A 25,688-nucleotide genomic window follows, 5' to 3' on the forward strand; every position below is an offset into this window, starting at 1 on the left:
CAACAGCATGTTACAAAAAATCGCACATTACCTTCTGTTTCGTATGATGGGTTGGACTGCAGAGATTACCGTTCCTCATCGTGCCAAGTGCATTCTCTGTGTAGCGCCACACACGAGTAACCAGGACTTCCTGATCGGTGAACTGCTCTACACGGCTTTGGGACGAAAGGCTGGCTTTTTGATGAAAAAAGAATGGTTCTTTTGGCCGCTGGGCATGTGGTTGCGCCATATTGGAGGCGTACCTGTGTTCCGTTCCAAACACGTGAGTTTGACCGACCAACTCGCTGAGATGGCGCGCAACAGCAGTTATTTCAACCTGGCAGTAACACCCGAAGGCACGCGCTCACGGACAGAAACGTGGAAACGAGGCTTCTATTTCATTGCCCAAAAGGCAGATATTCCTATCCAACTTTTTGCCATCGATGCGCAGCACAAAAGGGTTGTCTGCACAAAAGAAGTATTTCCCACGGGCAATATTGACGCTGATTTCCGTACGATTGTCGATTACTATCGCGCTTTTGACGGATGTGCGTTCCATCCCGAAAAGTTTGCATTAGATACCTCTTTACCTCCCCTGTCATGACCCTACACCTACGTTTTCTCCTTTTGCCCTTCGTCTTTGCCCTGTTCGCTTCGCCAGTGTTGGGGCAAAACACCTCCTTCCCTTCGGTAAAGCCTTTCGATTTGTCGAGTCTGAAGGTTGACTATAAGGGCAATCGCTGGGTAAAGAACGTTTCCAAGCCCTACAACATCAAGGATGGGCTGGTGGGACGACACTTATATGTATCCCCCAGCCATGGCCGATATTTTAATGGAGACAGATGGCGCTGGCAGCGCCCCACCCTCTTCTGCACGACGGAAGATTTACTCACACAGAGTTTCGTCTTCCCCTATCTGATTCCGATGTTGGAGAATGCAGGGGCCATAGTCTACGCACCACGCGAGCGCGACCCACAGACCTACGAGGCGATAGTCGACAACGACCAGCCCGGATGTTATGGCACCTACGAGGAGTGGAACACCGCCAAGTATGCTTGGCAAACGGCAGAAGGACGCGGTTTTTCCGCCCCCTTGACGACCTACAACAGCCAAAACATGCCCTTTGAGATGGGGACTGCTCGTTGCGTACCCACTACACGTGAGCACAACGAGCACGCCACCGCCACTTGGACGCCGCTAATTCCGAAGCGTGGACGCTACGCCGTCTATGTGAGTTACGCCTCCCTTCCCAACTCGGTGTCCGATGCTCACTACACCGTCCATCATGCCGGGGGCGAAACGTCCTTTCGTGTCAATCAGCGCATGGGCGGAGGCACGTGGCTCTACCTCGGCACGTTCCTTTTTGACGAAGGGCGCAATGAGCGCGGACGTGTGGTGCTTCACAACGAGAGCCGGCACAAGGGCGTTGTGACGGCCGATGCCGTCCGTTTCGGCGGAGGTATGGGCATTGTTGAACGCTCCATCCCCACCATTTCCTACGCCCCCGACAGCACCAAGATTTACACCTATGGGCAGGGCGTGACCAGCGGTCTGCCCCGGCAGTTGGAGGGTGCACGCTATTATGCCCAATTGGCCGGACTTCCCGACTCTTTATACAATCTCGACGAAGGGCGCAACGACTACAGCGACGACATCCGCTCCCGCTCGCATCTACTCAATCTGCTGAGCGGTGGATCGGCATTCGTGCCCGACACCACAGGACGCGGTGTCCCTTTCGAACTGGCGTTTGCGCTACACACCGATGCCGGTTACAACCGCTCCAACATTCCCTACGGAACGTTGGGGATTGTCACGACCTACAACGACCAAGGCGACAGCCTCTTCCGGACAGGCATTGACCAGCGCATCTCGCTGGAGCTTGGCAGCCGGGTGCTCAACCAAGTGGTGCAAGACCTCTCATCGGTCTACAACACCACCTGGCCGTTGCGCGAACTGCGCGACAAGAACTACGGCGAAACGCGAAGCCCTTTGGTGCCCAGTATGATACTCGAATTACTGGCTCATCAGAACTATCGTGACATGACCTATGCCCACGACCCCAACTTCAAGTTTACGGTGTCGCGAGCCATCTATAAGAGCCTGCTCCGTTATGTCAGCGCCACCCACGGACAGCAAGACCCTGTGGTGCAGCCGCTTCCCGTTTCCCACTTTTCGGCTTGCTTGGTGAAAGGCAAAAATCAGGTACATCTCTCGTGGCAACCCACGCCCGATCCCCTTGAACCTACGGCTACACCAGTCGAATACATTGTCTACACCCGCACGGCCGACTCCGATTTCGACAACGGCCGGCTCACAAATGGGCGCACCACACTCACCCTTCCCATCTCCCCCGATCATCACTATATCTTTCGTGTGGCGGCCATCAATGCCGGAGGCGAGAGTTTCCCTTCCCAACCGCTGAGTGTCTACTGCTCCTCCGATCATGCCGCCGGACGAAGCCGGGAAGTGCTCATCGTCAATGCTTTCGACCGCCTCAGCGGACCGGCACGCGTCGAAACGGCCGACAGCCTCGGCTTTGATCTCGATGCAGACGCAGGCGTGGCGTGTGACTACACTACGGCCTATTGCGGTCGGCAAACAAACTTTTCCCTCTCGGGCTTGGGCAAAGAAGGCCCGAATGGATTGGGCTACGGATCGTCCGAACTGATGGGGAAACTGATTGCCGGCAACCGTTTCGATGGCGTTGAGACCCATGCCGAAGCCATGATTGGAACACGCACCGACCTCTCCATTTCCTCCGTAGGCAAAGACGCCTTTTTGGCGTTGAAGGAGAAAGAACTCTCCACCTACGACCTGACCGATTATGTCTGTGGGTTGGAAAAAGACGCCCCCTACAATCTTCTCCCTTACAAGACCTTTCCCCCTCGTGCCCGCCAACTGCTGCGTCGTTTCAGCGAGCGAGGCGGACGCCTGCTGGTAAGCGGCAGTTTTGTGGGGAGCGACATGCAGCAGGATGAGGAGCGCGACTTCCTCAACGAGGTACTGAACGTGAGCTATATGGGGAGCGTCCGCTGCGACACCCTTCAAAACTTCCGGGGGCTGCAGGTAGACCTGCCTGTCTACACGGGCTTGAATACCGAACACTTCGCTTGTCCTCACAACGATGTGCTCGAACCGACAGGCAAAGCCTTTTCAGCCTTTGCCTATGGGGGCAATGGATACAGCGCCGGTGTGGCCGCTGCCGAAGGACGTTCGCGCACCCTCACGATGGGATTTCCCTTTGAATGCATCTCCGACAGTACAACGCGCCGAGTGGCTATGGACGCCATGCTGCGCTTCCTTCTCAAACAATAAATACCACAATATCATTATGGCAACAGTAGACGACAAGAAAATCATCTTCTCGATGATCGGGCTGACCAAAACAATCAAGCAGACCAACAAGACCATCCTTAAAAACATCTACCTCAGTTTCTTCTATGGCGCTAAGATTGGCATCATCGGTTTGAACGGCGCCGGTAAGTCGACCTTGATGAAAATCATTGCCGGCTTGGACAACGACTACCAAGGCGAAGTGGTCTTCTCCCCGGGCTATTCCGTGGGCTACCTGCCGCAGGAGCCCCACTTGGACGATGCAAAGACCGTGCGCGAAGTGGTACAGGAGGGCGTGCAGCACGTGGTCGATGCCTTGAAAGAGTATGAGGAAATCAACAACAAGTTTGGCCTGCCGGAATACTACGAAGACGCCGACAAAATGAACGAACTCTTTGCCCGCCAAGGCGAGTTACAAGACATCATCGACGCCACCGATGCTTGGAACCTCGACAGCCGCCTCGACCGCGCCATGGCCGCGCTCAACTGCCCACCGGCCGACCAAAAGTGCGAATTCCTCTCCGGAGGTGAGCGCCGTCGCGTGGCCTTGTGCCGCCTTTTGCTGCAAAAGCCCGACGTCCTCCTCCTCGATGAACCCACCAACCACCTCGATGCCGAGAGCATCGACTGGCTGGAGCAGCACCTCAACCAATACGAAGGCACCGTCATCGCCGTGACCCATGACCGCTACTTCCTCGACGACGTGGCGGGATGGATTCTTGAGCTCGACCGCGGGGAGGGCATCCCCTGGAAGGGCAACTACACCTCATGGCTCGAACAGAAGTCCAAGCGCATGGAACAGGAAGAAAAGGTGGCCTCGAAGCGTCGCAAGACCCTCGAACGCGAGTTGGAATGGGTACGGATGGCTCCAAAAGCCCGCCAGGCCAAGGGAAAAGCCCGCCTCAACAGCTACGACCGCTTGCTCAACGAAGACCAGAAGGAAAAGGAGCAGCACCTCGAAATCTACATTCCCAACGGACCGCGTTTGGGCAATAAGGTCATCGAAGCGCAGCACGTGCAGAAAGCCTTCGGCGACAAAGTGCTTTTCTCCGACCTCAACTTCATGCTGCCCCCCAACGGCATTATCGGTGTGATTGGACCCAACGGCGCCGGCAAGACCACGCTCTTCCGCCTCATCATGGGACTCGAAAAGGCCGATGGCGGCCAGTTTGAAGTGGGCGAAACCGTCAAACTGGGCTACGTCGACCAGCAACACAAGGACATCGACCCCGACAAAAGTGTCTACGAAGTGGTGTCGCAAGGCAGCGAACTCATGCGCATGGGCGGCCGAGACATCAATGCCCGTGCCTACCTCTCACGCTTCAACTTCTCCGGTGCCGATCAGGAGAAGAAGTGCGGCGTCCTCTCCGGCGGTGAGCGCAACCGCCTCCACCTCGCGCTCGCGCTCAAGCAAGAAGGCAATGTGCTCCTCCTTGACGAACCCACCAACGACATCGATGTCAACACCCTCCGTGCGCTCGAAGAGGGCCTCGAAGCCTTTGCCGGTTGCGCGGTGGTCATCAGCCACGACCGCTGGTTTCTCGACCGCATCTGCACGCACATCCTCGCTTTCGAAGGCGATGGCAACGTCTTCTTCTTCGAAGGCAGCTATTCCGACTACGAAGTGCACAAAGCCAAGCGTCTCGGCGTCGAAGAACCGAAGCGCATCCGCTACCGCAAGCTCGAAGAGTAGCTCTCTACCACCCTTTTCGCCACAACGCCGACTGCCTCACAGTCGGCGTTTTTTATGTCCTTGCCGTATTCAAACGGGAGGTGGTGAAGTTTTCAACACGTTGAAAAATGATTTTCAAGGTGTTGAAAAATTATTTTCACCATGTTGAAAACTTGCTTTCATCATGTAGAAAACTCTGCCGCCTCAGGCAGAGATCCGATGAAAGCAAAGGCAGGGGAGCGCAAAACGCAGACGCAATGCTCTGGAAAGCAAGAAAAATGCCTTGCCGCGTGCTCTTCGCTCATCGGTAGAATGTAGGATGGGGCTTGCAAAGCACGGAGATAGACGGCGAAGTATGTCGGTTTCGAGCACGAAAAGTTGGGAGTTCGTTTATTATTTATTACTTTTGCAAGCAGACAAATAGTATATCGTCGCTTATGATTAAGACTCATTCGACTCTTCTTCCCGATGTCGTCTTTGAGACCAGCTGGGAAGTTTGCAATAAAGTAGGGGGCATCTACACCGTGCTGTCGACACGTGCTAAGACCCTGCAAGAACAATTCCACGATCATCTTATTTTCATCGGTCCCGACCTCGGACAGGACAAGGACAATCCCCTCTTCACCGAGCAACCGAAGCTGCACGCCGACTGGCGCAAGGCCGCAGCCGCAGCCGGATTGAAGGTGCGCATCGGCCGATGGAACGTGCCCGGCAATCCGGTGGCCGTCTTGGTGGACTTTGCACCTTTCTTTCCCGAAAAAGACGAAATCTACGGCCGCGCGTGGAATCTGTTTCAAGTGGACTCGCTCCACGCCTACGGCGACTACGACGAAGCCTCGATGTTCTCTTATGCTGCAGGGCGGTTTGCCGAAATTGTGGTGAAACACGCCCTCGCCGGCAAGCGCGTCATCTACCAAGCCCACGAATGGATGTCGGGGCTGGGCATGCTCTTCCTGCAACACGAATGTCCCGAAGTGCGTACCATCTTCACCACCCACGCCACGAGCATTGGACGCTCCATTGCCGGCAACGACAAGCTCCTCTATGCCTACTTCGATGGCTACAACGGCGACCAAATGGCGGCCGAACTTCACATGGAGGCGAAGCACAGTATCGAGAAGCAAAGCGCCCACCGCACGCATTGTTTCACCACGGTGTCGGACTTCACCGACCGCGAGTGTGCCCAGTTGCTCGACAAGCCGGCCGACGTGGTGCTGCCCAACGGCTTCGAACTCGACTTTGTGCCCAAGGGAGCTGCCTTCACCAACAAGCGCCGCGCTACACGAAAGGCATTGCTCAACACGGCCGGCGCACTGATAGGCGAAATGCTTCCTGCCGACACCCTTATCATTTCCACCTCCGGCCGCAACGACTTCCGCTGCAAAGGCTTTGATGTCTATCTCGAAGCCATGCGCCAACTCAACGAGCGCCTGCGCGACAGCGAGCAGAAGGTGCTTTCACTCATCGAAGTGCCGTGCTGGCTCTATGGGCCGCGCTTGGACTTGCAAGAGCGTCTGAAGGCCATGGAGAAGAAGGACAATGCCGAGTTTACAGAGGCCTTACCCACACCGATGATTACGCACGACCTCTACAACCTCAACGAGGACCGTATCCTCTGTCTCATCAAGGATCTCGGGTTGGACAACCGCCACGAGAACAACGTGAAGGTGGTGCTTGTGCCTTGCTATCTGGATGGCAACGACGGCATTTTCAATCTGCACTACTACGATGTGCTCACCGCCAACGACCTCACCCTCTATCCTTCCTACTACGAGCCTTGGGGCTACACCCCGCTCGAAAGTGTGGCCTTCAAGACGCCTTGTATCACTACCGATCTCAGTGGTTTCGGCCAGTGGGTCGATGCCGAGCTGGGGCACAGCGGTACGCTCAGCGATGGAGTGCGCGTGTTGCACCGCGACGACAGCAACTACTATGAATGTGCAGCGCAGATTTGCGACACCATTCAAGAGTTTCTGGAAGCACCCAAAACCACTCGTGAGCGGATGCGCGAGAACGCGGCCAAGTTTGCCGACAAGGCACAATGGAGCCACTTTGTGAAGCACTATTATAAAGCTTATGAGGTAGCCCTGAGCAAGTAAAACATTTCTGACAACAAAAAACTATAACATCATATCCACAACCCCATGAACGTTAAAATCACTAACGCCAATCAGCCTACGTGGAAGACAGTGACCGTGAAAAGCCACATCCCCGCTGCGCTGAAATCGCTCGATGAAATTGCGCACAACCTTTGGTTCTGCTGGAATCAAGAAGCGCTCGACCTCTTCAGAAGCCTGGACGCCAAGCTCTGGGAGGAAGTCGACCAGAACCCCATAGAACTGCTCAGCCGCATCCCCTATGCCCGCTTGAAAGAAATGGCGGCCGACAAGGAAGTACTGGCCCGCGTGGACAAGGTCTACAAGACTTTCCGTGCCTACATGGACGAAAAGCCCAATCCCGAACGTGCCTCTGTGGCCTACCTCTGCATGGAATACGGCATGAACCACAATGTGAAGATTTACTCCGGTGGTCTCGGCGTGCTCGCCGGCGACTATGTCAAGGAAGCCTCCGACTCCAACGTGGACATGTGTGCCGTCGGTTTCCTCTACCGTTACGGCTACTTCACCCAGACGCTTTCGATGGACGGACAGCAGATTGCCAACTACGAAGCTCAAGACTTCGACCGCATGCCCATTGAGCGCGTGCTCGATGCCAACGGCAACCAAGTCGTGGTGGACGTGCCTTTCCCCACCTTCACCGTCCACGCCCTCATCTGGCGCGTCAATGTGGGGCGTGTGCCCCTCTACCTGCTCGACACGGACAACGATATGAACTCTGAGTTCGACCGCAGCATCACACACAGCCTCTATGGTGGTGACTGGGAAAACCGCATGAAGCAAGAGTATCTCCTCGGTATCGGTGGTATCCTCGCCCTGCAAAAACTCGGCATTAAGAAGGACGTGTACCACTGCAACGAAGGTCACGCTGCGCTCTGCAATGTGCAGCGTCTGGCCGACTTCGTGGCTGGTGGTCTCAACTTCGATCAAGCCCTCGAACTCGTCCGCGCCAGTTCCCTCTACACCGTGCATACTCCCGTACCTGCCGGCCACGACTACTTCGATGAAGCCCTCTGCGGCAAGTACCTCGGCCAGTATCCGGAGAAACTCGGCATCAGCTGGGATGACTTCATGGGGCTTGGTCGTCAGAACCCTACCGACAAGGGCGAACGCTTCTGCATGTCCACTTTCCTCTGCAAGACCTGTCAAGAAGTCAACGGCGTGAGCTGGCTGCATGGTAAGGTGTCGCAGATGATGTTCAAGCCCATCTGGCCCGGCTATATGCCCGATGAAGCTCCTCGCGATCACCAAATCCTCACCCACGACGAGTACGAGCAAATCTACAACGTCAACCCCGAAGAGAGCCACGTGGGCTACGTCACCAACGGTGTGCACTACCCTTCTTGGTGTGCCAGCGAGTGGAAGGCCGTCCACAAGAAGCACTTCGGCGCCGACTTCCTCCAAGACCAGAGCAACCAAAGCTTGTGGGAAAACATCTACAAGGTGTCGGATAAGGAAGTGTGGGAAACCCGCGTTGCCCTCAAGAAGAAGCTCATCGACTACATCCGCGACCGCTTCCGCGACAATTGGCTCAAGAACCAAGGCGACCCTGCTCGCGTCATGTCCCTCCTCGACAAAATCAACCCCAACGCGCTCATCATCGGTTTCGCCCGCCGTTTTGCCACCTATAAGCGTGCCCACCTCCTCTTTTCTGACCTCGACCGTCTGGCCAAGATTGTCAACAACCCCGACTATCCCGTCCAGTTCCTCTTCGCCGGAAAGGCTCACCCCGCCGATGGGGCCGGGCAAGGTCTTATCAAGAAGATTCACGACATCTCGATGCGCCCCGAGTTCATCGGTAAAATCATCTTCCTCGACAACTACGACATGGAGTTGGCGCGCCGTCTCGTGAGCGGTGTCGACATCTGGATGAACACCCCCACCCGCCCCCTCGAAGCCTCCGGCACATCGGGCGAAAAGGCACTCATGAACGGTGTGGTCAACCTCTCCGTGCTCGACGGATGGTGGTATGAAGGTTATCGTCCCGGTGCAGGATGGGCGCTCACCGACAAGCGCACCTACCAAGACCAAGGCCAACAAGATCAACTCGATGCAGCCACCATCTACAGCCTGCTTGAGAACGAAATCATCCCGCTCTACTACAGCCGTGGTGCAAAGGGTTACAGCGAAGGTTGGGTGAAGACAGTGAAGAACTCCATCGCCCAAATTGCTCCTCACTACACCATGAAGCGCCAGCTCGACGACTACTACACTCGCTTCTACAACCCCTTGCGCGACCGCTACGCCATCATTGCAGCCGACAACAACAAGATAGCCAAAGAAGTGGCCGCATGGAAAGAAGCCGTGGCTCAGCGCTGGGACAGCATCCACGTGGTAGAGAGCAACTACGGCGAAGGCTACAACGGCGGCATCCTCGTGAGCGACCACGAGTTTACCGTGCAACACGTTGTTGATGTTCAAGGCCTTGATGACTCCATCGGTATCGACCTCGTTGTACTTCATCAGGACGCCCAAACCGGTGTCGATGTCATCTACAAGACCTTCCCCCTCCAAGTGGTGAAGCGCGATGGCAACCTCGTGACCTTCGAACTGAAGACCTCCATCGACATGGCCGGCTCCTTCCGCACAGCTTTCCGCATGTACCCCAAGAACAAGCACCTCACTTCACGTCAGGACTTCTGCTTCGTTCGCTGGTTCTAACTCACAGCGCTTCTGCGCTCCCCTTTCAGCAACTCCGCACTGATCGTATGTGAGCAGTGCGGAGTTTTTGTTTTTCTCCCTCCTTATTACATTGGCCGCAACCACCTCCGGAGCTCCTAAGGTTTTGCCCAAAAGCTTAGAAACTTTTCGTTGGAATTTGAAACAAAAGGGAATATTTTCATTTTACGAGTTGGTCAATTACACTTGCTCGGTGACTCTACCGCGTGGTAAAAATACGATGAAAAAGCGAAAAAGGAAAAGAAAATCTTTGCTATTCCTTACTTTTGGCGTAAATTTGCGGAGAAAATAGTACAAACAAATCATGGATATTTACAAAATCAAAAAAGGGCTAAACATCCCGCTTGAAGGTGAAGCAGCACTACAAGTACATGATGCTAAGCCTGTTTCTGAGTATGCTCTTCGTCCGGAAGATTTTGGCGGCATTACCCCCAAAGTCGTTGTCAAGGAAGGGGAGTCAGTGCTGGTAGGTACCCCTCTTTTTGTCGACAAAGCTACTGAGCGCATCAAGTTTGTTGCCCCGGTGAGTGGAACTGTGACAAGTGTTGAGCGCGGAGAACGTCGTAAACTCTTAGCCATCCATATCAAACCGGATACTTCGCAGATGGCAAAGACATTTGAGTTACCGAATCTCAATCAAGCAACGTCTGAAGAAGTCACAGACCTGCTCCTGAATTCTGGTATCTTCGCCTATCTGCGGCAGCGCCCTTACGATTGTGTTCCCATGCCTGATGTGATGCCCAAGGCCATTTTTGTCAGTGCATTTTCGACTATGCCATTAGCAGCCAACTTTAGTTTTGTGGTGCAAGGTCAAGAAGAAACATTCAAATCCGGTATTTCTGTACTGAGCAAAATTGCAAAAGTGCACGTTGGCGTCAACCCAGATCAATTAAATACCAGTCTGTTGCCCATCAATCTTCCCAATGTGGAAGTTGCTTGTTTTGAAGGTCCCAATCCTACGGGCAATGTTGGTGTTCAAATCAACCATATTTCTCCGATTAATAAAGGAGATGTCGTATGGACATTGGGAGCAGAAGAAGTTCTTTTCTTGGGCCGGCTGATAGAAACTGGTAAGGTTAGTTTTGAACGCATTATAGCTCTTGCCGGTAGTGAAGTGGCTGCTCCTCACTATGTGCATGCCAAAGTGGGCCAACCTCTGGGTAGCATTATAGAGGGAGAATTGAAACCTTCTTCACATCATGTGCGTATCATCAATGGAAACCCCTTGGTGGGCAGCAAAACTCATCCAACCGATTTCTTAGGTGCACACGTCACCGAAGTTACGGTCATCCCGGAAGGCGATGATGTAAATGAAGTACTAGGCTGGATTATGCCTCGTTTTAATCAGTTCTCTACTTCGCGCAGTTACTTCTCTTGGCTGTGGGGCAAAAAGTCTTACAATTTAGATAGTCGTATCAAGGGAGGAGAACGCCATATGATTATGTCGGCCGAATACGAACGCGTATTCCCGATGGACATTTATCCCTCTTACTTGATTAAAGCCATTATTACAGGAGACATCGACCGCCAAGAAGCTTTGGGCATTTATGAGGTGGCTCCTGAAGATTTTGCAGTAGCCGAATTTATTTGCTCTTCAAAGCTTGAACTTCAACGCATTGTGCGCGAAGGCTTAGAAATCCTTCGCAAAGAAAACGCTTAAAATAATGATTAAACAGTTTTTTGACAAAATCCATCCTTATTTCCAACCTGGTGGTAAGTTACAAGCGTTCCACAGCGTTTATGATGGTTTGGAGACGTTTGCCTTGGTGCCCAATCGCACCTCTAAAAGCGGTGTAAGCATCCATGACGCTATCGATTCCAAGCGCATCATGAGTTTCGTGGTGATAGCGCTCATACCAGCTCTCTTGGTTGGCATGTACAACATAGGTTTTCAAAACTATAAGGCGGCTAGTGTAGAAGCTTCCTTTGTAGAGATGTTTGGCTATGGTCTGATTGTGATGTTGCCCAAGTTGCTCGTGAGCTATGGCGTTGGTCTCGGCATTGAGTTTGTTGTAGCTCAGTGGAAAAAAGAAGAGATTCAGGAAGGCTATCTCGTGTCGGGCATGCTTATTCCGATGATTGTACCTGTCGAAACTCCCCTTTGGATGTTGGCTTGCGCTGTGGCTTTCTCTGTGATTTTTGCAAAAGAAATCTATGGTGGAACAGGCATGAACATCTTCAATCCTGCGCTTGTGGCGCGTGCATTCCTTTTCTTCACCTGGCCTACTAAGATGAGTGGTGACACGGTGTGGATCAGCACACAGCAATGGCTGGGTCTGGGTAACCATTTAGATGGATTTACGGCTGCAACACCACTGGGTCAAGCCGCGAATGGACACTTAGTGGAAGCATCCATCAGCGATATGATTACCGGCCTAATTCCCGGCTCAATAGGTGAAACTTCCGTTATTGCCATTGCCATCGGTGCCGCCATCCTCTTGTGGACACGCATTGCCTCTTGGAAAACAATGGTCAGTGTCTTCGTGGGTGGTGCTCTTGTTGCTGCGCTATTTGACGCTTTTGGTGAAGCCGGCAATGTAGCCGCTCATCTGGGCGTTGTACAGCACTTGTGCCTGGGTGGATTCGCCTTTGGAGCTGTGTTTATGGCTACCGACCCTGTTACTTCCGCACGTACTGAAAAGGGAAAGTACATTTATGGTTTCCTGATTGGTGCCCTCGCCATTACAATTCGTGTGCTCAACCCCGGCTATCCCGAAGGTATGATGCTCGCCATCTTGTTTATGAATATGTTTGCGCCCCTCATTGACTACTGCTTTGTGCAAAGCAACATCAATAAACGCCTCAAACGTTTGAACACTAAATAACGATATCGCCATGAAACTGAACACCAATAGCAATGTCTATACCATCGTCTACGCTTCGGTAATGGTCATTATCGTTGCTTTCCTTTTGGCTTTTGTCTCCTCTGCCCTCAAAGCTACTCAAGATGCCAATGTCGCAAATGACAAGCGCGGCCAAATTCTGGCAGCACTTAATCTCCGCGATGTGAAAAACGTGGAAGAAATCTACCACCAAACGATTATCGCCGACCCCATCATCAATGTCAAAGGCGAGGTTGTGAAAGAAAAGGGAGGTTTCGAGGTTGACAGCAAACTGATTACTGCCAAAAATGACCAGGACAAGCAGTTACCCTTGTACGTAGCCAAAGTGAACAATGACACCATTTATGTCGTCCCACTCTATGGCCGTGGCTTGTGGGGCGGTATCTACGGATATTTGGCGTTGAAGAAAGACTTCAGAACCGTCTATGGCGCCAACTATGGACACGAAAGTGAAACTGCCGGACTTGGGGCACGCATTGTTGAAAAAGAAATCCAAGAGCAATTCATCAACAAAATTGCCTTTTCCGACAGCACCTTTGCCCAGGTGTCTTTGGGCATGAGCAAAAAGGTTGAACATCCCGAGAGTCAAGTTGACGCCATCACCGGTGCAACGCTCACGTCCAATGGTATGGATGAGATGTTCAAAACCAGCTTAGCCCCTTACAAGAACTACTTTATTGCCAATCACAAATAAAAAGGAGGACAACAAATATGAGTCTTTTTTCTCAAAAGAACAAAGAGGTATTCACAGCTCCTCTCAATCTTGACAACCCCATTGTAGCACAAGTGTTGGGCATCTGCTCCGCGCTGGCCGTTACCTCCCAGCTTGAGCCCGCCATCGTGATGGGTCTCTCGGTGACCGTCATCACGGCGTTTTCTAATGTCATCATTTCGCTCATCCGCAACACCATTCCCTCTCGCATCCGCATCATCGTCCAGCTCGTAGTCGTCGCCGCACTCGTTACGATAGTGAGCATGTTCCTCAAAGCCTACGCTTACGATGTGAGTGTGCAATTGTCGGTCTATGTCGGCCTGATTATCACCAACTGCATTCTCATGGGACGTCTTGAAGCCTTTGCCATGATGAACGGGCCTTGGGAATCGTTCTTGGACGGCATCGGCAACGGTTTGGGCTACGCTTGGATTTTGGTGGTCGTAGGTTTCATCCGCGAGCTTTTCGGTTCAGCCTCGTTGTTGGGACACAAGATTGCATTCTTGGACCAATACGATTTCTTCCATAACGGAATGATGACCATGCCCGCCATGGCGCTCATCATCTTGGGATGCGTCATTTGGGCGCATCGCGCCGTCAACGACCGTCGCGAAAACAAGTAATTCCTCTCAAACGTCTATACTCTAACAACAATGGAACATTTGTTAAGTCTTTTCGTCCGCTCCATCTTTGTGGACAATATGATTTTTGCGTTCTTCTTGGGCATGTGTTCTTACCTTGCCGTATCGAAGACCGTAAAGACTGCTTTGGGACTCGGAGTTGCAGTCACTTTCGTGTTGCTCGTCACCGTGCCCATCGACTACCTTTTGCAGACAGAGGTGCTCTCTCCCGAAGGAAGCCTCAACCCTGGTGTCGACCTCACCTTCCTTTCATTCATTCTTTTCATTGCCGTCATTGCAGGCATCGTCCAGTTGGTCGAAATGGTGGTGGAGCGCTTTTCCCCATCTCTCTATGCCGCGCTCGGCATCTTCCTCCCTCTGATTGCTGTGAATTGCGCCATCATGGGCGCATCGCTCTTCATGCAGCAACGCATTCAGATGGACCCCGCGACTTCCTCACAGGCCATTGCCAACACCCTGGACGCTGTTGTCTATGCGTTGGGCTCCGGTGTGGGCTGGCTGTTGGCTATCGTGGCACTGGCGGCCATTCGTGAAAAGATGGCCTACACCGATGTGCCCAAACCGCTACAAGGACTTGGCATCACCTTTATCACCGTAGGTCTTATGGCCATGGCTTTCATGTGCTTCTCCGGCCTCAAACTCTAACCGACATCAGATAGATAAATGGATACTAACTTAATCATTTCGAGCATCATCGTTTTCTTCATCATCATTATCTTGCTGGTGATGATATTGCTCATAGCCAAGCGCTACCTTTCCCCTTCCGGTTCGGTGAAGATTATCATCAACGGCAAGGAAACTTTAGAAGTAGAGCAAGGCAGCAGTTTGCTCTCCACGCTTTCGGAACAAGGCGTCTATCTGCCTTCAGCCTGCGGTGGCAAGGGCTCGTGCGGCCAGTGTAAATGCCAAATCACAGAAGGTGGTGGTGAGATTTTAGATTCCGAAAAGGGACAGTTCTCTCGCAAAGAAATCAAGGATCACTGGCGTTTGGGCTGCCAAGCCAAGGTGAAAAGCGATATGAGCATCAAGGTGCCCGACTCGGTGATGGGCGTCAAAGAGTGGGAGTGCACCGTCATCGGCAACCGCAACGTTGCCACCTTCATCAAAGAGTACAAGGTACAGCTTCCTCCCGGCGAGCACATGGACTTTGAGCCCGGCTCTTACGCCCAAATCCGCATTCCCGAATTTGAGATAGACTACGACAAAGATTTCGACAAGTCGCTCATCGGGGACTTGTACCTCCCCGCTTGGGAAAAGTTCGGTCTGTTTGGACTCAAGTGCGTCAACAAAGAGGCGACTATCCGTGCCTACTCAATGGCCAACTATCCGGACGAGGGCGACATCATCACCCTCACCGTCCGCATCGCTACGCCTCCCTTCAAGCCCAAAGACCAAGGTCCGGGCTTTATGGACGTCAATCCGGGCATTGCCTCTTCCTACATCTTCAGTCTGAAACCCGGCGACAAAGTGGTGATGAGCGGCCCTTACGGCGACTTCCATCCCCGCTACAACTCCAAGCGCGAAATGATTTGGGTGGGCGGTGGTGCCGGTATGGCTCCCCTCCGCGCGCAAATCATGCACCTGCTCAAGACCAAGAACGTGCGCGACCGCGAGATGCACTACTTCTATGGCGCACGTGCCATTGATGAAGTGTTCTTTATGGACGACTTCTTGGCCCTCGAAAAGGAATTCCCCAATTTCCACTTCCACTTGGCGCTCGACCGCCCTGATCCAAAAGCCGATGCACAAGGCGTGCGCTACACCCCCGGATTCATCGCTCCCGTCCTGGGCGACACCTACCTCAAAGCCCACGAGGCGCCGGAAGACATTGAGTATTACCTCTGCGGACCGCCCATGATGTCGAAGACCGTGCTCGATCTTCTCCACTCGCTTGGCGTGGAAGACGACATGATTTCGTTCGACGACTTTGGAGGATAATCCTCGATTCATCCCCTCTCGACCTCCCTTCTTGCCCATGCAGGACAAAAAGGGAGGTTGCTGTTTCTACACACACACTGAGGGATTTCTCCTCTCCCGAAAGTGCGATTGCTCTTGCCCGTTCGCGGGATGGCCTTCGGAGGGAGTGCTTCTATTGTGCAAACTAAGGTACTCCCCCATTTCACTCAATCATTCTGCCCCATCGGCTTGTGGAGTATTCTCTGAAAAGTGGAGCAACAAAGTTGCGGCAACGCTTCCCAAAGTTGATTTCTCCACAAGTATTCTATAAACCAAAGTTTGGTTTATATAAACCAAGGTTTGAATTACATAAACCAAACCTTGAATTACATAAACCAAACCTTGAATTACATAAACCAAACCTTGGTTTATAGATTATCCCTCGTTCGCAGAAGTTTTTCTGTGCTCCTGTTGTCTTTATCATTGAGCCAGATGAAGAGCAAAGCCATGAACTCCACAAGACCCTCTTCATGACGCCTCCCCACCTTCGTCTCCTAACATCCACTTAATCTCTCATCCCCCTATCAATTCCTTATGAAACGCTCCTTCCTCTCCACGCTGCTGTTCCTATGCACAGTTGCGCTGCTCCACGCTGCGAAAGTAGACGTTCAGCACGTTCATCCCCTCCACTGGTGGGTGGGGATGAAACAACCCGAATTGCAAATTCTGATTCACGGCAAGAATGTGGGCCAATGCACCCCGACCCTATCTGCCACCGATGTGCAGCTCATTCGTACCGAGACCACAGCCAATCCCAACTACCTCCTTCTCTACGTCGACACGCGCAACGCCCGTCCGCAGACCTTCGACATCGTCTTGCGTGGAAAAGGACTGAACGGGCGCATCCCCTACACCCTAAAACCACGCACGCCTCGGACGGTGGACAGTTTCACCTCCGCTGATGTGATGTACCTCCTCATGCCCGACCGCTTTGCCAACGGCAACCTCCACAACGACAACATTCCTCACCTGCTTGAGCCCAAAGCCAATCGCACCAATCCCGATGGTCGGCACGGCGGCGACCTGGCCGGCATCGCCCGACATCTCGACTATTTGGCCGACTTAGGAATCACTGCCCTCTGGCCGACACCCGTGCAGGTGAACAATCAGAAGAGCCACACCTACCACGGCTATGCCATCACCGACTATTATCAAATCGACCCCCGCTTTGGCAGCAACGAAGAGTTTTATGCCCTCGTCGACAACTGCCACTGCCACGGTATCAAGATGGTCATGGACCTCGTGTTCAACCACTGCGGCAGCAACAACTTCCTCTATGCCGACCGCCCTGCCGACAACTGGTTCAACTTCGACAGCCGCTACGTGCAGACCAACTACAAGATAGGCAGTGTCTCCGATCCCCATGCTGCCAAGGCCGACAAAGCCTTGGCACAGGATGGCTGGTTCGTTGAGCCCATGCCCGACTTCAACCAGAAGAACCCGGCCGTGATGGATTATCTCATCCAAGCCTCCATTTGGTGGATTGAGCAAGCCGGCATCGACGGCATCCGACAAGACACCTATCCCTACACCGACCTCGAAGCCATGGCCGCTTGGAACGAACGCATCGAACTGGAATATCCGGGGTTCAACATCGTGGGAGAAACCTGGATCAACCACAACGTGGGGGTGAGCTTTTGGCAGAAGGACAGTCGTCTGGCTGCCCCGCGCAACAGCCGCCTGCGCTCGGTCATGGACTTCCCGCTCATGTATCTTCTCAACAGTGTTGTCGACGAGGAGACCGACGATTGGGACCACGGATTTGCCCGCCTCTACGACTATCTCACGCAGGACCGCGTCTATGCCGACCCCATGAACCTGCTCACTTTCCTCGACAATCACGACACCAACCGCTTCCAATCCACCCCCGAAGCGGCACAGGACATCGACCGCTACCGACAAGCCCTCACGCTCTTGCTCACCCTGCGCGGCATCCCACAACTCTACTATGGAGATGAAATCGGAATGGCGGCCAACAAGAGACAAGGCGACGGTGCATTGCGACAGGACTTCCCCGGCGGCTTCCCCGATGACGAACAAAACGCATTCTCGCCCGAAGGCCGCACTGCCCGACAAACCGCCTATTTCGACTTCACGCGTCGACTCCTCCACTGGCGCAAAGGCAACAAGGCCATCAGCGAAGGCACGCTCATCCAGTTTGCGCCCAAAGATGGCATCTACGCCTACTCTCGCCAAGTCCCCGGTCGCTCCTGCTTTGTTGTGCTCAATGGTACGCGCCATCCCAAGCGTATCGGTCTCTCGCGCTTTATCGAAAGCCTGCCTTCGCCCATTGCCCACGAGGTACTGACTAATCAAGACATCGCTATCGGCGACTCCCTCAGCCTTGCCCCACGCGGCATCGCCATCTTCGACTTCAAATAAAGACGTTTCGATGCGTCAAGACTGCCTGCGCCATTCCTATCGCGTCGTCACACACTCAATGAAACACAAAACCAACTTACACGATTCTCTTTATGGACAAGACGTTTATCCCTCCTTTTTTGCTTTCTTTGCTGTTGGCCGCTGTGGGATGCAGTAGCGAAAAGGTGCTGCCGGTGGAACCGCCAAAACCTGAAGTAAAACTGCAAATGGTGAATTATGTCGAGACGAAAGAACTCTTTCCTAATCCGGAACGCGGATTTTACCGCTACTCTATCAGTACCGACTCGCTCACCGAACGCAAAGTGCGTGAGTCACGCAACGAAAACACCACCCTCATCTTCCGCTTCTATTATTTGAAGGATTTCCGCAACGCTCCGCTCAGCAACGACCTGCTGACCCAAGTGGAGCACGACATGGCCGTGCTGCGCAAAGTGGGGGGAAAAGCCGTTGTGCGCTTCGCCTACTCCAACAGTGGGACAGAGCCCGATGCTCCGCTTTCGGTGGTGCTCCAACACATAGAACAACTTCGCCCCGTCTTGCAACGCAACAAAGACGTGATTGCCGTCCTACAAGCCGGTTTCATCGGTGCTTGGGGAGAGTGGCACAGTTCGACGAATGGACTCGAAACCGACGAAACGCGCAAAGCCATCCTCGATAAACTGCTCGATGTGCTACCTGCCGACCGATTTGTGCAGGTGCGCAAACCTCGCTACAAGCAGACGTATGTCGGCGCACAAGAGGCGATGAGTGCCGGTATGGCTTTCGACCAAAGCCGGCGGGCGCGCATCGGCCTGCACAATGACTGTTTCCTCTCCAGCGAAAACGATGTAGGGACTTATCTCAACATCACTGAAGAAAAGAAGTACCTCCACGGCGAGGGCCTTTACACTCCGATGGGTGGCGAAACGTGCCGTCCACGCGGCATCGACAAGCCCGGGTGCGACAAGGCGCAACAAGAGATGGCCTATCTGCGCTGGTCCTACTTAAATCGCAGCTACTATAAGCCCACCATTGAGCAATGGGCGGCACAGGGTTGTATGGACGAGATTGCGCGAAAGATGGGCTATCGCATCGTCATGAAGGAAGGCATCTTCTCCGACCGACTTGCCCCTGGAATGGACTTCTCTATCGCCCTCACCTTGCGCAACGTCGGCTACGCCCCGATGTTCAACCCGCGCAAAGTGGAGTTCATTCTCCGCTCTGCCGATGGCCGCTCCACCTATGTTGCTCCACTCCCCGATGACCCTCGCCTTTGGCAACCTGACCAAGACGTGAAGTTGGAAACCAAGGTGATGCTGCCCGTTGACATTGCCTCTGGGAACTACCGCCTTTTCCTCTTCCTTCCGGCTCCTGAGCCTACCCTCCACGACCGTCCGGAATTTGCCGTCCGCCTTGCCAACCACAATTGTTGGGAAACTTCCACGGGCTACAACGACCTTGGTGTCGTTCTCCGCATTGAGCCACTTCCCGAAATGTCTCCCGGCACTTCCTCTCTCCGCTTTGTAAGCAAGCCCTAAGCTAAGCACCGCTTTACGAAAAAAGAACTACCTCACTCTTGAATAGGAGCGAGGTAGTTCTTTTGGGATGTATAGGTCAGTGCAGTCTATTCTTCAATCTGAGAAATCTCCTCAAACTCACGGCCGAGGTTGAGTTTGAGATAGACTTCGTAGAGCATCGGACGCCAAGCGGAAACTTTGTCGGGCTGCAGACGGCGGAAGGCTTCGAGATGTGGGCGAGCCAAGGTGTAGAGTTGCTGGCGGCGGCGATAGGCCGCGGAGTAACTACGGGCGTTGATGGAAGTGGGGAGTTCCACTCTCTGCGCCTGCCGGAAGTAGGACCGCCCTAAAAGATATTGAGCTTCGATGCTGGTGCTGTCGCATCGGAGGAGATTGTGGGCAGCACGGATGCAGAGGTTGTCGTTGCCTAAGTGCTCATAGGCGATGGCCTGTGCGAGATAGAGGGTGGCATTGGTGGTATCTTCGGGCAAGAGGAGGTCGACCCAGAAGAGGACAGAGTCGGGACGTCGACGGTTGAAGTCGTAGTCGGAGAGGTGGGTGAAGAAAAAGGTGTTGCGCGGATAGGCGTTGATGCCTTGGCGCAAATAGCGGAGGAGACGGCTGCTGTCGGCTTGGGCATCGGCGGCAATGGTGAGGGCTTCCAGCACTTGTTCTCTCTGGAGGGTATCTGTCCAAGCAAGGTCTTTGTAGCGCTCGCATTCGGCATAGTTCTTCAAGTGGAGCTGGGCGAAGAGGTAGCGCTGAGCGTGCTGCGCCAAAGCATTGGAAGAGAGGTTGGCGCGCTGATGAGCGAAGAGCGTAGAACGCTGTGCCTCAATGGCCATCTTCGAGAAGCGGGCGGCATCGCTCATCTTTTGCAGATTGAAGAAGTAGAGTGAGGCCGCGGTGAGGTTGGGATAATAGTTGTTAAGCAGAAGAGCGTGTTCTTGTCGAAACTTATGTCGGGCGCTGTCCTGTTGCTGTTCGGCTCGTTCGGTCAGAAGGGCATAATCGAAGATGCTGTAGAGCCGATTGAAGAAGGCAGTGGTGTCGGGCGAGCGCTTCAAATAGATTTTCTCATTCTCCTGTTCGTAGAGGCGGCGGCTGGCTTCCACTCCGTAGGCATAGAGTCGGGGTTGCGTGGAGAGCACACTGTCTTTCCTCATTTTTTCGACCAGCCCGATGGCATCGGCTGCCTTCTTATTTTTGAGGGCAAGTTGAATGGGAGCAAACGGATTCTGCACTCCCCCACACGCTGTGAGGAGGCAGAGCAAGGCAGGGAGTAGAGCGTTGCGTGGTGACATATTTGTGGAAAGGCAGAGACACCCCGGTGGAGGTGTCTCTGCAAGTTTAGAAATAGGGAAAAAGAAAGTCGCTTACTGATGAGCGCTGCGGCTCATGATTTCGTCCATTTGGTTGGCTTCTGCCTTGCGGCCGAGGTTGAAATAGATTTGCTGCAAAGCCGAGGCCCACATCTTAGAGCGGTCGGGAGCAAGTTGGCGCACCTTTTCCATGAAGGGGAGAGCCTTTTCGTAGTAACCCTTAATTTCGGCTATCTCCTTGTTGTACTGGTCGACGGCCTTCTGACCGATGACCTTCGTGGTCTTGCCGGCATACTTATAGACACCGTCCTGACGCTTGGTGACCACTTCGTTCATATAGGCATAGGCCATATTGGCGTTGGCTTCGAGGAAGTTGGCATCGTAGCCCAAGCACTTTTCGAAGGCTTCACGTGCTGCAGGATAGTCACGCTTGAGGTTGAGGTCGACACAGCCCTTCATGTACCACGCACTCTTGCTGTCGGGGCGCTTGGCGATGATGTCGGCAGCAGTGGCTTCGGCGCCGGCCACATCGTTGTTGTTGTAGTAGACGCTGATGAGGCTTTCCATGAAACCGATGTTGTCCTCAACGTCGGTGATGGCTTGCTTCAAGCAGTTCACGTAGGCCGTGGTGTCATGCGTGGTCTCCATGATGGCTTGGAGCTTCATCAAGTAAAGGTCGCGCTTCTGCTGTGGGAGGGCGAATCCTCCGTCAACGGTTTCGAGCACCTCTTGCCATTTCTTCTGTTCGTAGGAGAGAATGGTCATGTAGTAGGCCGTGGTGGCATAGCTTTCGGCCTTGGCTTGGAGGAGCGAGTCCTTCACGCCGGCGAGGGCGGGGTTGTTGGGGAGATTGAGGTGTTTGCCAAACATTTCGCGGGCACCCACCTTGTCGCCGTTTTGGTTGAGAAATACACCAGCATAGAAGAAGTAGTCTTGGCAACCGAGGAGCATGCGGGTGTTGTCGGCGTCAAACTTGGCCTTGGGCATCTTACCCTTTTCGTTGGGCGTGTGTTCAGCCATGTAACTCTTGGAGTAGTAGTCGTACATCTGGCCGAGGCGGTTGATGAACGTCGCAGTGTCGAGCGGCTGATTTTGTGCCGCCTTCATCAATTCGGGATTGAAGAGTTGCGCTGCACAACGGCCGGCCATGTTGTAGATTTCATTGAACTTGGTCGTCTTCGGATTGTCAAACGACGATTGAAGTAAGGTGAGCGCTTCGGCGCTTTTGTTTTCACCCATCAAGGTCTCGGCCTTGTAGATGACGCTGTTTTGGGCAAACCCACAGAGCGTGCTTGCTGCCAGCACAGCCATAGTAAAGATTTTCTTCATGGTGGAATATGTTGTTGAGTGAATATTATTCGTTGACTTCCGGACTTTCAGGCGTCTCGGTGATGGGAGTTGCGCCGTCTTCGCCTTCGAGGATTTCGACCTCTTCTTCATCATCGGCCGGAACCTGACACACGCTGCTGATAGCATCATTGCGTTTTTTGAGATCAATGAGACGAACCCCTTGAGTGGCACGACCGCACAAGCGCACATCGGCCACATGGAGGCGCAGGGTGATGGCGCTTCGGTTGATAATCATGAGGTCTTCTTCTTCCGTTACGCTCTTAATCGCCACAACCTTACCGGTTTTGTCGGTAATGTTGAGCGTACGCACACCCTTGGTGTTGCGATTGGTAATGCGGTAGTCATCCACGAGGCTGCGCTTACCATAGCCCTGCTCGCTGACCACGAGAATGGTTTCGCGCTCTGGGTCGTTGACGCAAACCATGCCCACGATTTCGTCATCGCCGCCGTCGAGCACCATACCACGCACACCGGTGGCGTTACGTCCCATCGTGCGGATGGCTTCTTCGCGGAAGCGCACGGCACGTCCGTTGCGGTTGGCCATGATGATTTCGTCGCTGCCGTTGGTCAGCACCACGCTCACCACACGGTCGTCTTCGTTGATGTTGATGGCGTTCACACCGTTGGTGCGCGGACGAGAGTATTCCGTGAGACAAGTCTTCTTGACAATGCCCTGTTGGGTGGCGAAGACCACATAGTGGCTCTTGCAGAAGTCTTCATCGCGGAGCTTACGAATATGGAGACAGGCATTGATACGGTCGTCTGGGTCGATATTGAGCATGTTTTGAATGGCACGCCCCTTCGATTGACGCGTTCCTTCTTCGATTTCGTAAACGCGCAACCAGTAACAGCGGCCTTTGGCGGTGAAGAACAACATCGTGTTGTGCATCGTGGCTTGATAGATGTACTCGATGAAGTCTTGGTCGCGGGTCGAACTTCCCTTATAACCTACGCCGCCGCGACCTTGTGCACGAAATTCTGCGAGCGGAGTGCGCTTGATATAACCTAAATGACTAATGGTGATGACCACTTCATCGTCGGGATAGAAGTCTTCTGCGTTGAAGTTGGTCATATCCGGCATAATTTCAGTCTTACGCTCGTCGCCATAGGCTTCTTTCACTTCCAGCAGTTCGTCCTTAATCACCTTTTTGCAGAGTTCGGGATCTGAAAGAATTTGGTTGAAGTATTCAATCTTACGCGCCAACTCATCATACTCCTCGTGGAGTTTTTCCTGTTGCAAACCGGTGAGCTGTCCGAGACGCATATCCACAATGGCACGTGCCTGCAGTTCATCAAGGGCAAAACGTTCCATCAAACCCTCCATAGCCACCTGAGTGTTCTTGCTGGCTTTGATGATGCGCACCACTTCGTCAATGTTGTCGGAAGCGATGATGAGCCCCTTTAAGATGTGCTGACGTTCTTGAGCCTTGCGCAGGTCGAAACGAGTGCGGCGAACGACCACATCGTGACGATGTTCCACAAAGTGGCGGAGACACTCTTTGAGGGTGAGCAACTGCGGGCGCATCTTGGCGGGATGTGTGCCGGGGATGGGCACAAGTGCAATACAATTGACGGCAAAGCTCGTTTGTAAGCCGGTCATCTTATAAAGCTTGTTGAGCACGACATTGGCGTTTTGTCCACGCTTCACATCGACCACAATGCGCATACCATCGCGGTCAGACTCATCATTGACATTGGCAATACCCTCTACCTTCTTCTCATTAGAAAGCGCGGCAATGGAGCGGCACAAGTCGGCCGTGTTGGTGCCATAAGGTACGGCACTGATGACGATTTTGTCGTGCTGCATACCGGCTTCGATTTCGGCTTTGGCACGAAGGATAACGCGACCGCGCCCCGTTTCGTAGGCACTCTTAATACCCACGTTGCCCATGATGTAAGCCCCCGTGGGGAAGTCAGGGCCTTTGATGTAGTGCATGAGCCCTTCGGTGTCGATGTCAGGATTGTCGATATAAGCAATCGTTCCATCTATGACTTCGCTCAAGTTGTGGGTAGGTACATTGGTGGCCATACCCACAGCGATACCCGTGGCACCGTTGACGAGAAAAGAGGGAATGCGGGTGGGCAACACCGAAGGCTCATCGCGCGAGTTGTCGTAGTTGCGGTTCATGTCCACCGTTTCCTTCTCGATGTCCTGCATCATGGCTTCACCCACCTGGCTCATCTTCGCTTCGGTGTAACGCATGGCTGCAGCACCATCGCCGTCCATCGAACCGAAGTTTCCTTGTCCGATTACCAGCGGATAGCGCATCGCCCAAGGCTGTGCCATGCGTACAAGTGCACCATATACAGAACTGTCACCATGAGGGTGATACTTACCGAGCACTTCACCGACAATAGCAGCCGACTTCTTCGTGGCTTTGTCGTGTGTGATGCCCATATCCATCATACCATAGAGGATGCGGCGATGCACAGGCTTGAAACCATCGCGTACATCGGGCAACGCACGGCTCACGATGACCGACATCGAGTAGTCAATATAAGAGGATTTCATTTCCTCTTCAATATTGACCGGCTTAATTCTTTCTTCGTCTTGAATCATTGTTTATTGAAATTGGCTCATTTGTGGGTCTTGTCTTTCGCTATAAAATGCCCACAAACGAACTTTTTTATTTTGGTTTATAGTGCAAAAATACGCTTTTCTGCCGATATGGAGCCATTTTTCAGTTTCTTTTTTGAGAGAACTTTGCTTTTAAGGGCATTTTTAGGCGCTCTGACGCATCTTCTCGAGTCAAGGAGTATAAATACCGCACTCGAAGACCGACAGACATTCGATATTCGTCTATCTATTCCTCATTTCTCATTTTTCTGACAAGAAGCAGTGGAACTTACTCGGCAAATAAGGGTTACTCCAGACTGTTAGAAAATTATTTCCATATATTGCTGTCCGGTAAAAGTTTTTCAAAAGATATCATCACGATAAATTTGGGAAGACCTTTTTGTGGAAAGAATCGGAGCGGCAAATGGAATTAGGGAGCGAAAATCCTCGCGCGCACGCGCGCATCCCTTGCAAAATGTGTTTTTATCCTTCACTTCCTTCACCGAATAAGTTATTCTCTTGTTAAACAGGGTGTTGTGAGTGAAGGTTTTATTTTACAGAATCCTTCACCAGATAGGGTAATTTTGAGAGGAGGACTGATGGGTGAAGGAAGTGAAGGAAAAAAACACGAAATTTGTGTGTATGACGC

General features: G+C 53.0%; 16 protein-coding genes. 13 read left to right on the forward strand and 3 right to left on the reverse strand.

Annotation, left to right across the window (positions count from 1 at the left end):
• Window positions 1-7 precede the first annotated feature (7 nt).
• The 13 genes from H8527_RS02325 (at window position 8) to H8527_RS02385 (ending at window position 19,831) form a co-directional block, all read left to right on the forward strand.
• Window positions 8-583 carry a 1-acyl-sn-glycerol-3-phosphate acyltransferase gene (locus tag H8527_RS02325; protein WP_187545244.1) on the forward strand — a complete coding sequence of 192 codons (576 nt, stop codon included), beginning with the start codon at window positions 8-10 and terminating at the stop codon, window positions 581-583.
• Window positions 580-3,294: a hypothetical protein gene (locus H8527_RS02330; RefSeq protein ID WP_187545245.1), complete on the forward strand. Its 2,715-nt coding sequence runs from the start codon at window positions 580-582 to the stop codon at window positions 3,292-3,294. Before H8527_RS02325 ends, H8527_RS02330 begins: the two co-directional genes overlap by 4 nt.
• Window positions 3,295-3,310: 16 nt before the next feature.
• On the forward strand, window positions 3,311-5,005 hold the full coding sequence (gene ettA / locus H8527_RS02335) for an energy-dependent translational throttle protein EttA (protein ID WP_187545246.1): 1,695 nt from the start codon (window positions 3,311-3,313) through the stop codon (window positions 5,003-5,005).
• 416 nt (window positions 5,006-5,421) lie between these two features.
• Window positions 5,422-7,083, forward strand: a complete 1,662-nt coding sequence (locus H8527_RS02340) for a glycosyltransferase (protein WP_187545248.1) — start codon at window positions 5,422-5,424, stop codon at window positions 7,081-7,083.
• 45 nt (window positions 7,084-7,128) lie between these two features.
• On the forward strand, window positions 7,129-9,762 hold the full coding sequence (gene glgP / locus H8527_RS02345; RefSeq protein ID WP_187545250.1) for an alpha-glucan family phosphorylase: 2,634 nt from the start codon (window positions 7,129-7,131) through the stop codon (window positions 9,760-9,762).
• A 319-nt stretch (window positions 9,763-10,081) separates the two neighbouring features.
• A complete protein-coding gene (locus H8527_RS02350; RefSeq protein WP_187545448.1) occupies window positions 10,082-11,440 on the forward strand; it encodes a Na(+)-translocating NADH-quinone reductase subunit A in 1,359 nt (452 codons plus the stop codon).
• 4 nt (window positions 11,441-11,444) lie between these two features.
• The gene (locus H8527_RS02355; protein WP_187545251.1) at window positions 11,445-12,605 is read left to right on the forward strand and encodes an NADH:ubiquinone reductase (Na(+)-transporting) subunit B; all 1,161 of its coding nucleotides are present in this window, start codon (window positions 11,445-11,447) and stop codon (window positions 12,603-12,605) included.
• 16 nt (window positions 12,606-12,621) lie between these two features.
• Window positions 12,622-13,317, forward strand: a complete 696-nt coding sequence (gene nqrC / locus H8527_RS02360; RefSeq protein WP_187545450.1) for an NADH:ubiquinone reductase (Na(+)-transporting) subunit C — start codon at window positions 12,622-12,624, stop codon at window positions 13,315-13,317.
• Between the two features lie 17 nt (window positions 13,318-13,334).
• Window positions 13,335-13,958 carry an NADH:ubiquinone reductase (Na(+)-transporting) subunit D gene (locus H8527_RS02365; protein ID WP_187545253.1) on the forward strand — a complete coding sequence of 208 codons (624 nt, stop codon included), beginning with the start codon at window positions 13,335-13,337 and terminating at the stop codon, window positions 13,956-13,958.
• 30 nt (window positions 13,959-13,988) lie between these two features.
• Window positions 13,989-14,621: an NADH:ubiquinone reductase (Na(+)-transporting) subunit E gene (gene nqrE / locus H8527_RS02370; protein ID WP_187545255.1), complete on the forward strand. Its 633-nt coding sequence runs from the start codon at window positions 13,989-13,991 to the stop codon at window positions 14,619-14,621.
• Window positions 14,622-14,639: 18 nt separating this feature from the next.
• A complete protein-coding gene (gene nqrF, locus H8527_RS02375; protein ID WP_187545256.1) occupies window positions 14,640-15,914 on the forward strand; it encodes an NADH:ubiquinone reductase (Na(+)-transporting) subunit F in 1,275 nt (424 codons plus the stop codon).
• 552 nt (window positions 15,915-16,466) lie between these two features.
• On the forward strand, window positions 16,467-18,314 hold the full coding sequence (locus H8527_RS02380; RefSeq protein ID WP_187545258.1) for a glycoside hydrolase family 13 protein: 1,848 nt from the start codon (window positions 16,467-16,469) through the stop codon (window positions 18,312-18,314).
• A 92-nt stretch (window positions 18,315-18,406) separates the two neighbouring features.
• Window positions 18,407-19,831 (forward strand): DUF4832 domain-containing protein, encoded by a 1,425-nt coding sequence (locus tag H8527_RS02385; RefSeq protein ID WP_187545259.1) that lies wholly within the window; start codon window positions 18,407-18,409, stop codon window positions 19,829-19,831.
• Between the two features lie 86 nt (window positions 19,832-19,917).
• Here the strand turns inward: H8527_RS02385 and H8527_RS02390 are convergent, their stop codons facing one another.
• From H8527_RS02390 to gyrA, 3 genes are all read right to left on the reverse strand, one after another.
• Window positions 19,918-21,114: a hypothetical protein gene (locus H8527_RS02390; protein WP_187545261.1), complete on the reverse strand. Its 1,197-nt coding sequence runs from the start codon at window positions 21,112-21,114 to the stop codon at window positions 19,918-19,920.
• Between the two features lie 72 nt (window positions 21,115-21,186).
• Window positions 21,187-22,461: a lipopolysaccharide assembly protein LapB gene (locus H8527_RS02395; protein ID WP_187545263.1), complete on the reverse strand. Its 1,275-nt coding sequence runs from the start codon at window positions 22,459-22,461 to the stop codon at window positions 21,187-21,189.
• A 25-nt stretch (window positions 22,462-22,486) separates the two neighbouring features.
• Window positions 22,487-25,039 carry a DNA gyrase subunit A gene (gene gyrA, locus H8527_RS02400; protein ID WP_187545452.1) on the reverse strand — a complete coding sequence of 851 codons (2,553 nt, stop codon included), beginning with the start codon at window positions 25,037-25,039 and terminating at the stop codon, window positions 22,487-22,489.
• Window positions 25,040-25,688 lie beyond the last annotated feature (649 nt).

Origin of the sequence: Alloprevotella sp. Lung230 (genome assembly GCF_014385435.1) — a bacterium.
Lineage (GTDB): Bacteria > Bacteroidota > Bacteroidia > Bacteroidales > Bacteroidaceae > Alloprevotella.

Excerpts from the sequence above, each read along its gene's own strand:
- H8527_RS02325 (WP_187545244.1), top strand. The coding sequence starts at position 8 with ATGTTACAAAAAATCGCACATTACCTTCTGTTTCGTATGATGGGTTGG.
- H8527_RS02330 (WP_187545245.1), top strand. The coding sequence starts at position 580 with ATGACCCTACACCTACGTTTTCTCCTTTTGCCCTTCGTCTTTGCCCTG.
- ettA (WP_187545246.1), top strand. The coding sequence starts at position 3,311 with ATGGCAACAGTAGACGACAAGAAAATCATCTTCTCGATGATCGGGCTG.
- H8527_RS02340 (WP_187545248.1), top strand. The coding sequence starts at position 5,422 with ATGATTAAGACTCATTCGACTCTTCTTCCCGATGTCGTCTTTGAGACC.
- glgP (WP_187545250.1), top strand. The coding sequence starts at position 7,129 with ATGAACGTTAAAATCACTAACGCCAATCAGCCTACGTGGAAGACAGTG.
- H8527_RS02355 (WP_187545251.1), top strand. The coding sequence starts at position 11,445 with ATGATTAAACAGTTTTTTGACAAAATCCATCCTTATTTCCAACCTGGT.
- H8527_RS02365 (WP_187545253.1), top strand. The coding sequence starts at position 13,335 with ATGAGTCTTTTTTCTCAAAAGAACAAAGAGGTATTCACAGCTCCTCTC.
- nqrE (WP_187545255.1), top strand. The coding sequence starts at position 13,989 with ATGGAACATTTGTTAAGTCTTTTCGTCCGCTCCATCTTTGTGGACAAT.
- nqrF (WP_187545256.1), top strand. The coding sequence starts at position 14,640 with ATGGATACTAACTTAATCATTTCGAGCATCATCGTTTTCTTCATCATC.
- H8527_RS02380 (WP_187545258.1), top strand. The coding sequence starts at position 16,467 with ATGAAACGCTCCTTCCTCTCCACGCTGCTGTTCCTATGCACAGTTGCG.
- H8527_RS02385 (WP_187545259.1), top strand. The coding sequence starts at position 18,407 with ATGGACAAGACGTTTATCCCTCCTTTTTTGCTTTCTTTGCTGTTGGCC.
- H8527_RS02390 (WP_187545261.1), bottom strand. The coding sequence starts at position 21,114 with ATGTCACCACGCAACGCTCTACTCCCTGCCTTGCTCTGCCTCCTCACA.
- H8527_RS02395 (WP_187545263.1), bottom strand. The coding sequence starts at position 22,461 with ATGAAGAAAATCTTTACTATGGCTGTGCTGGCAGCAAGCACGCTCTGT.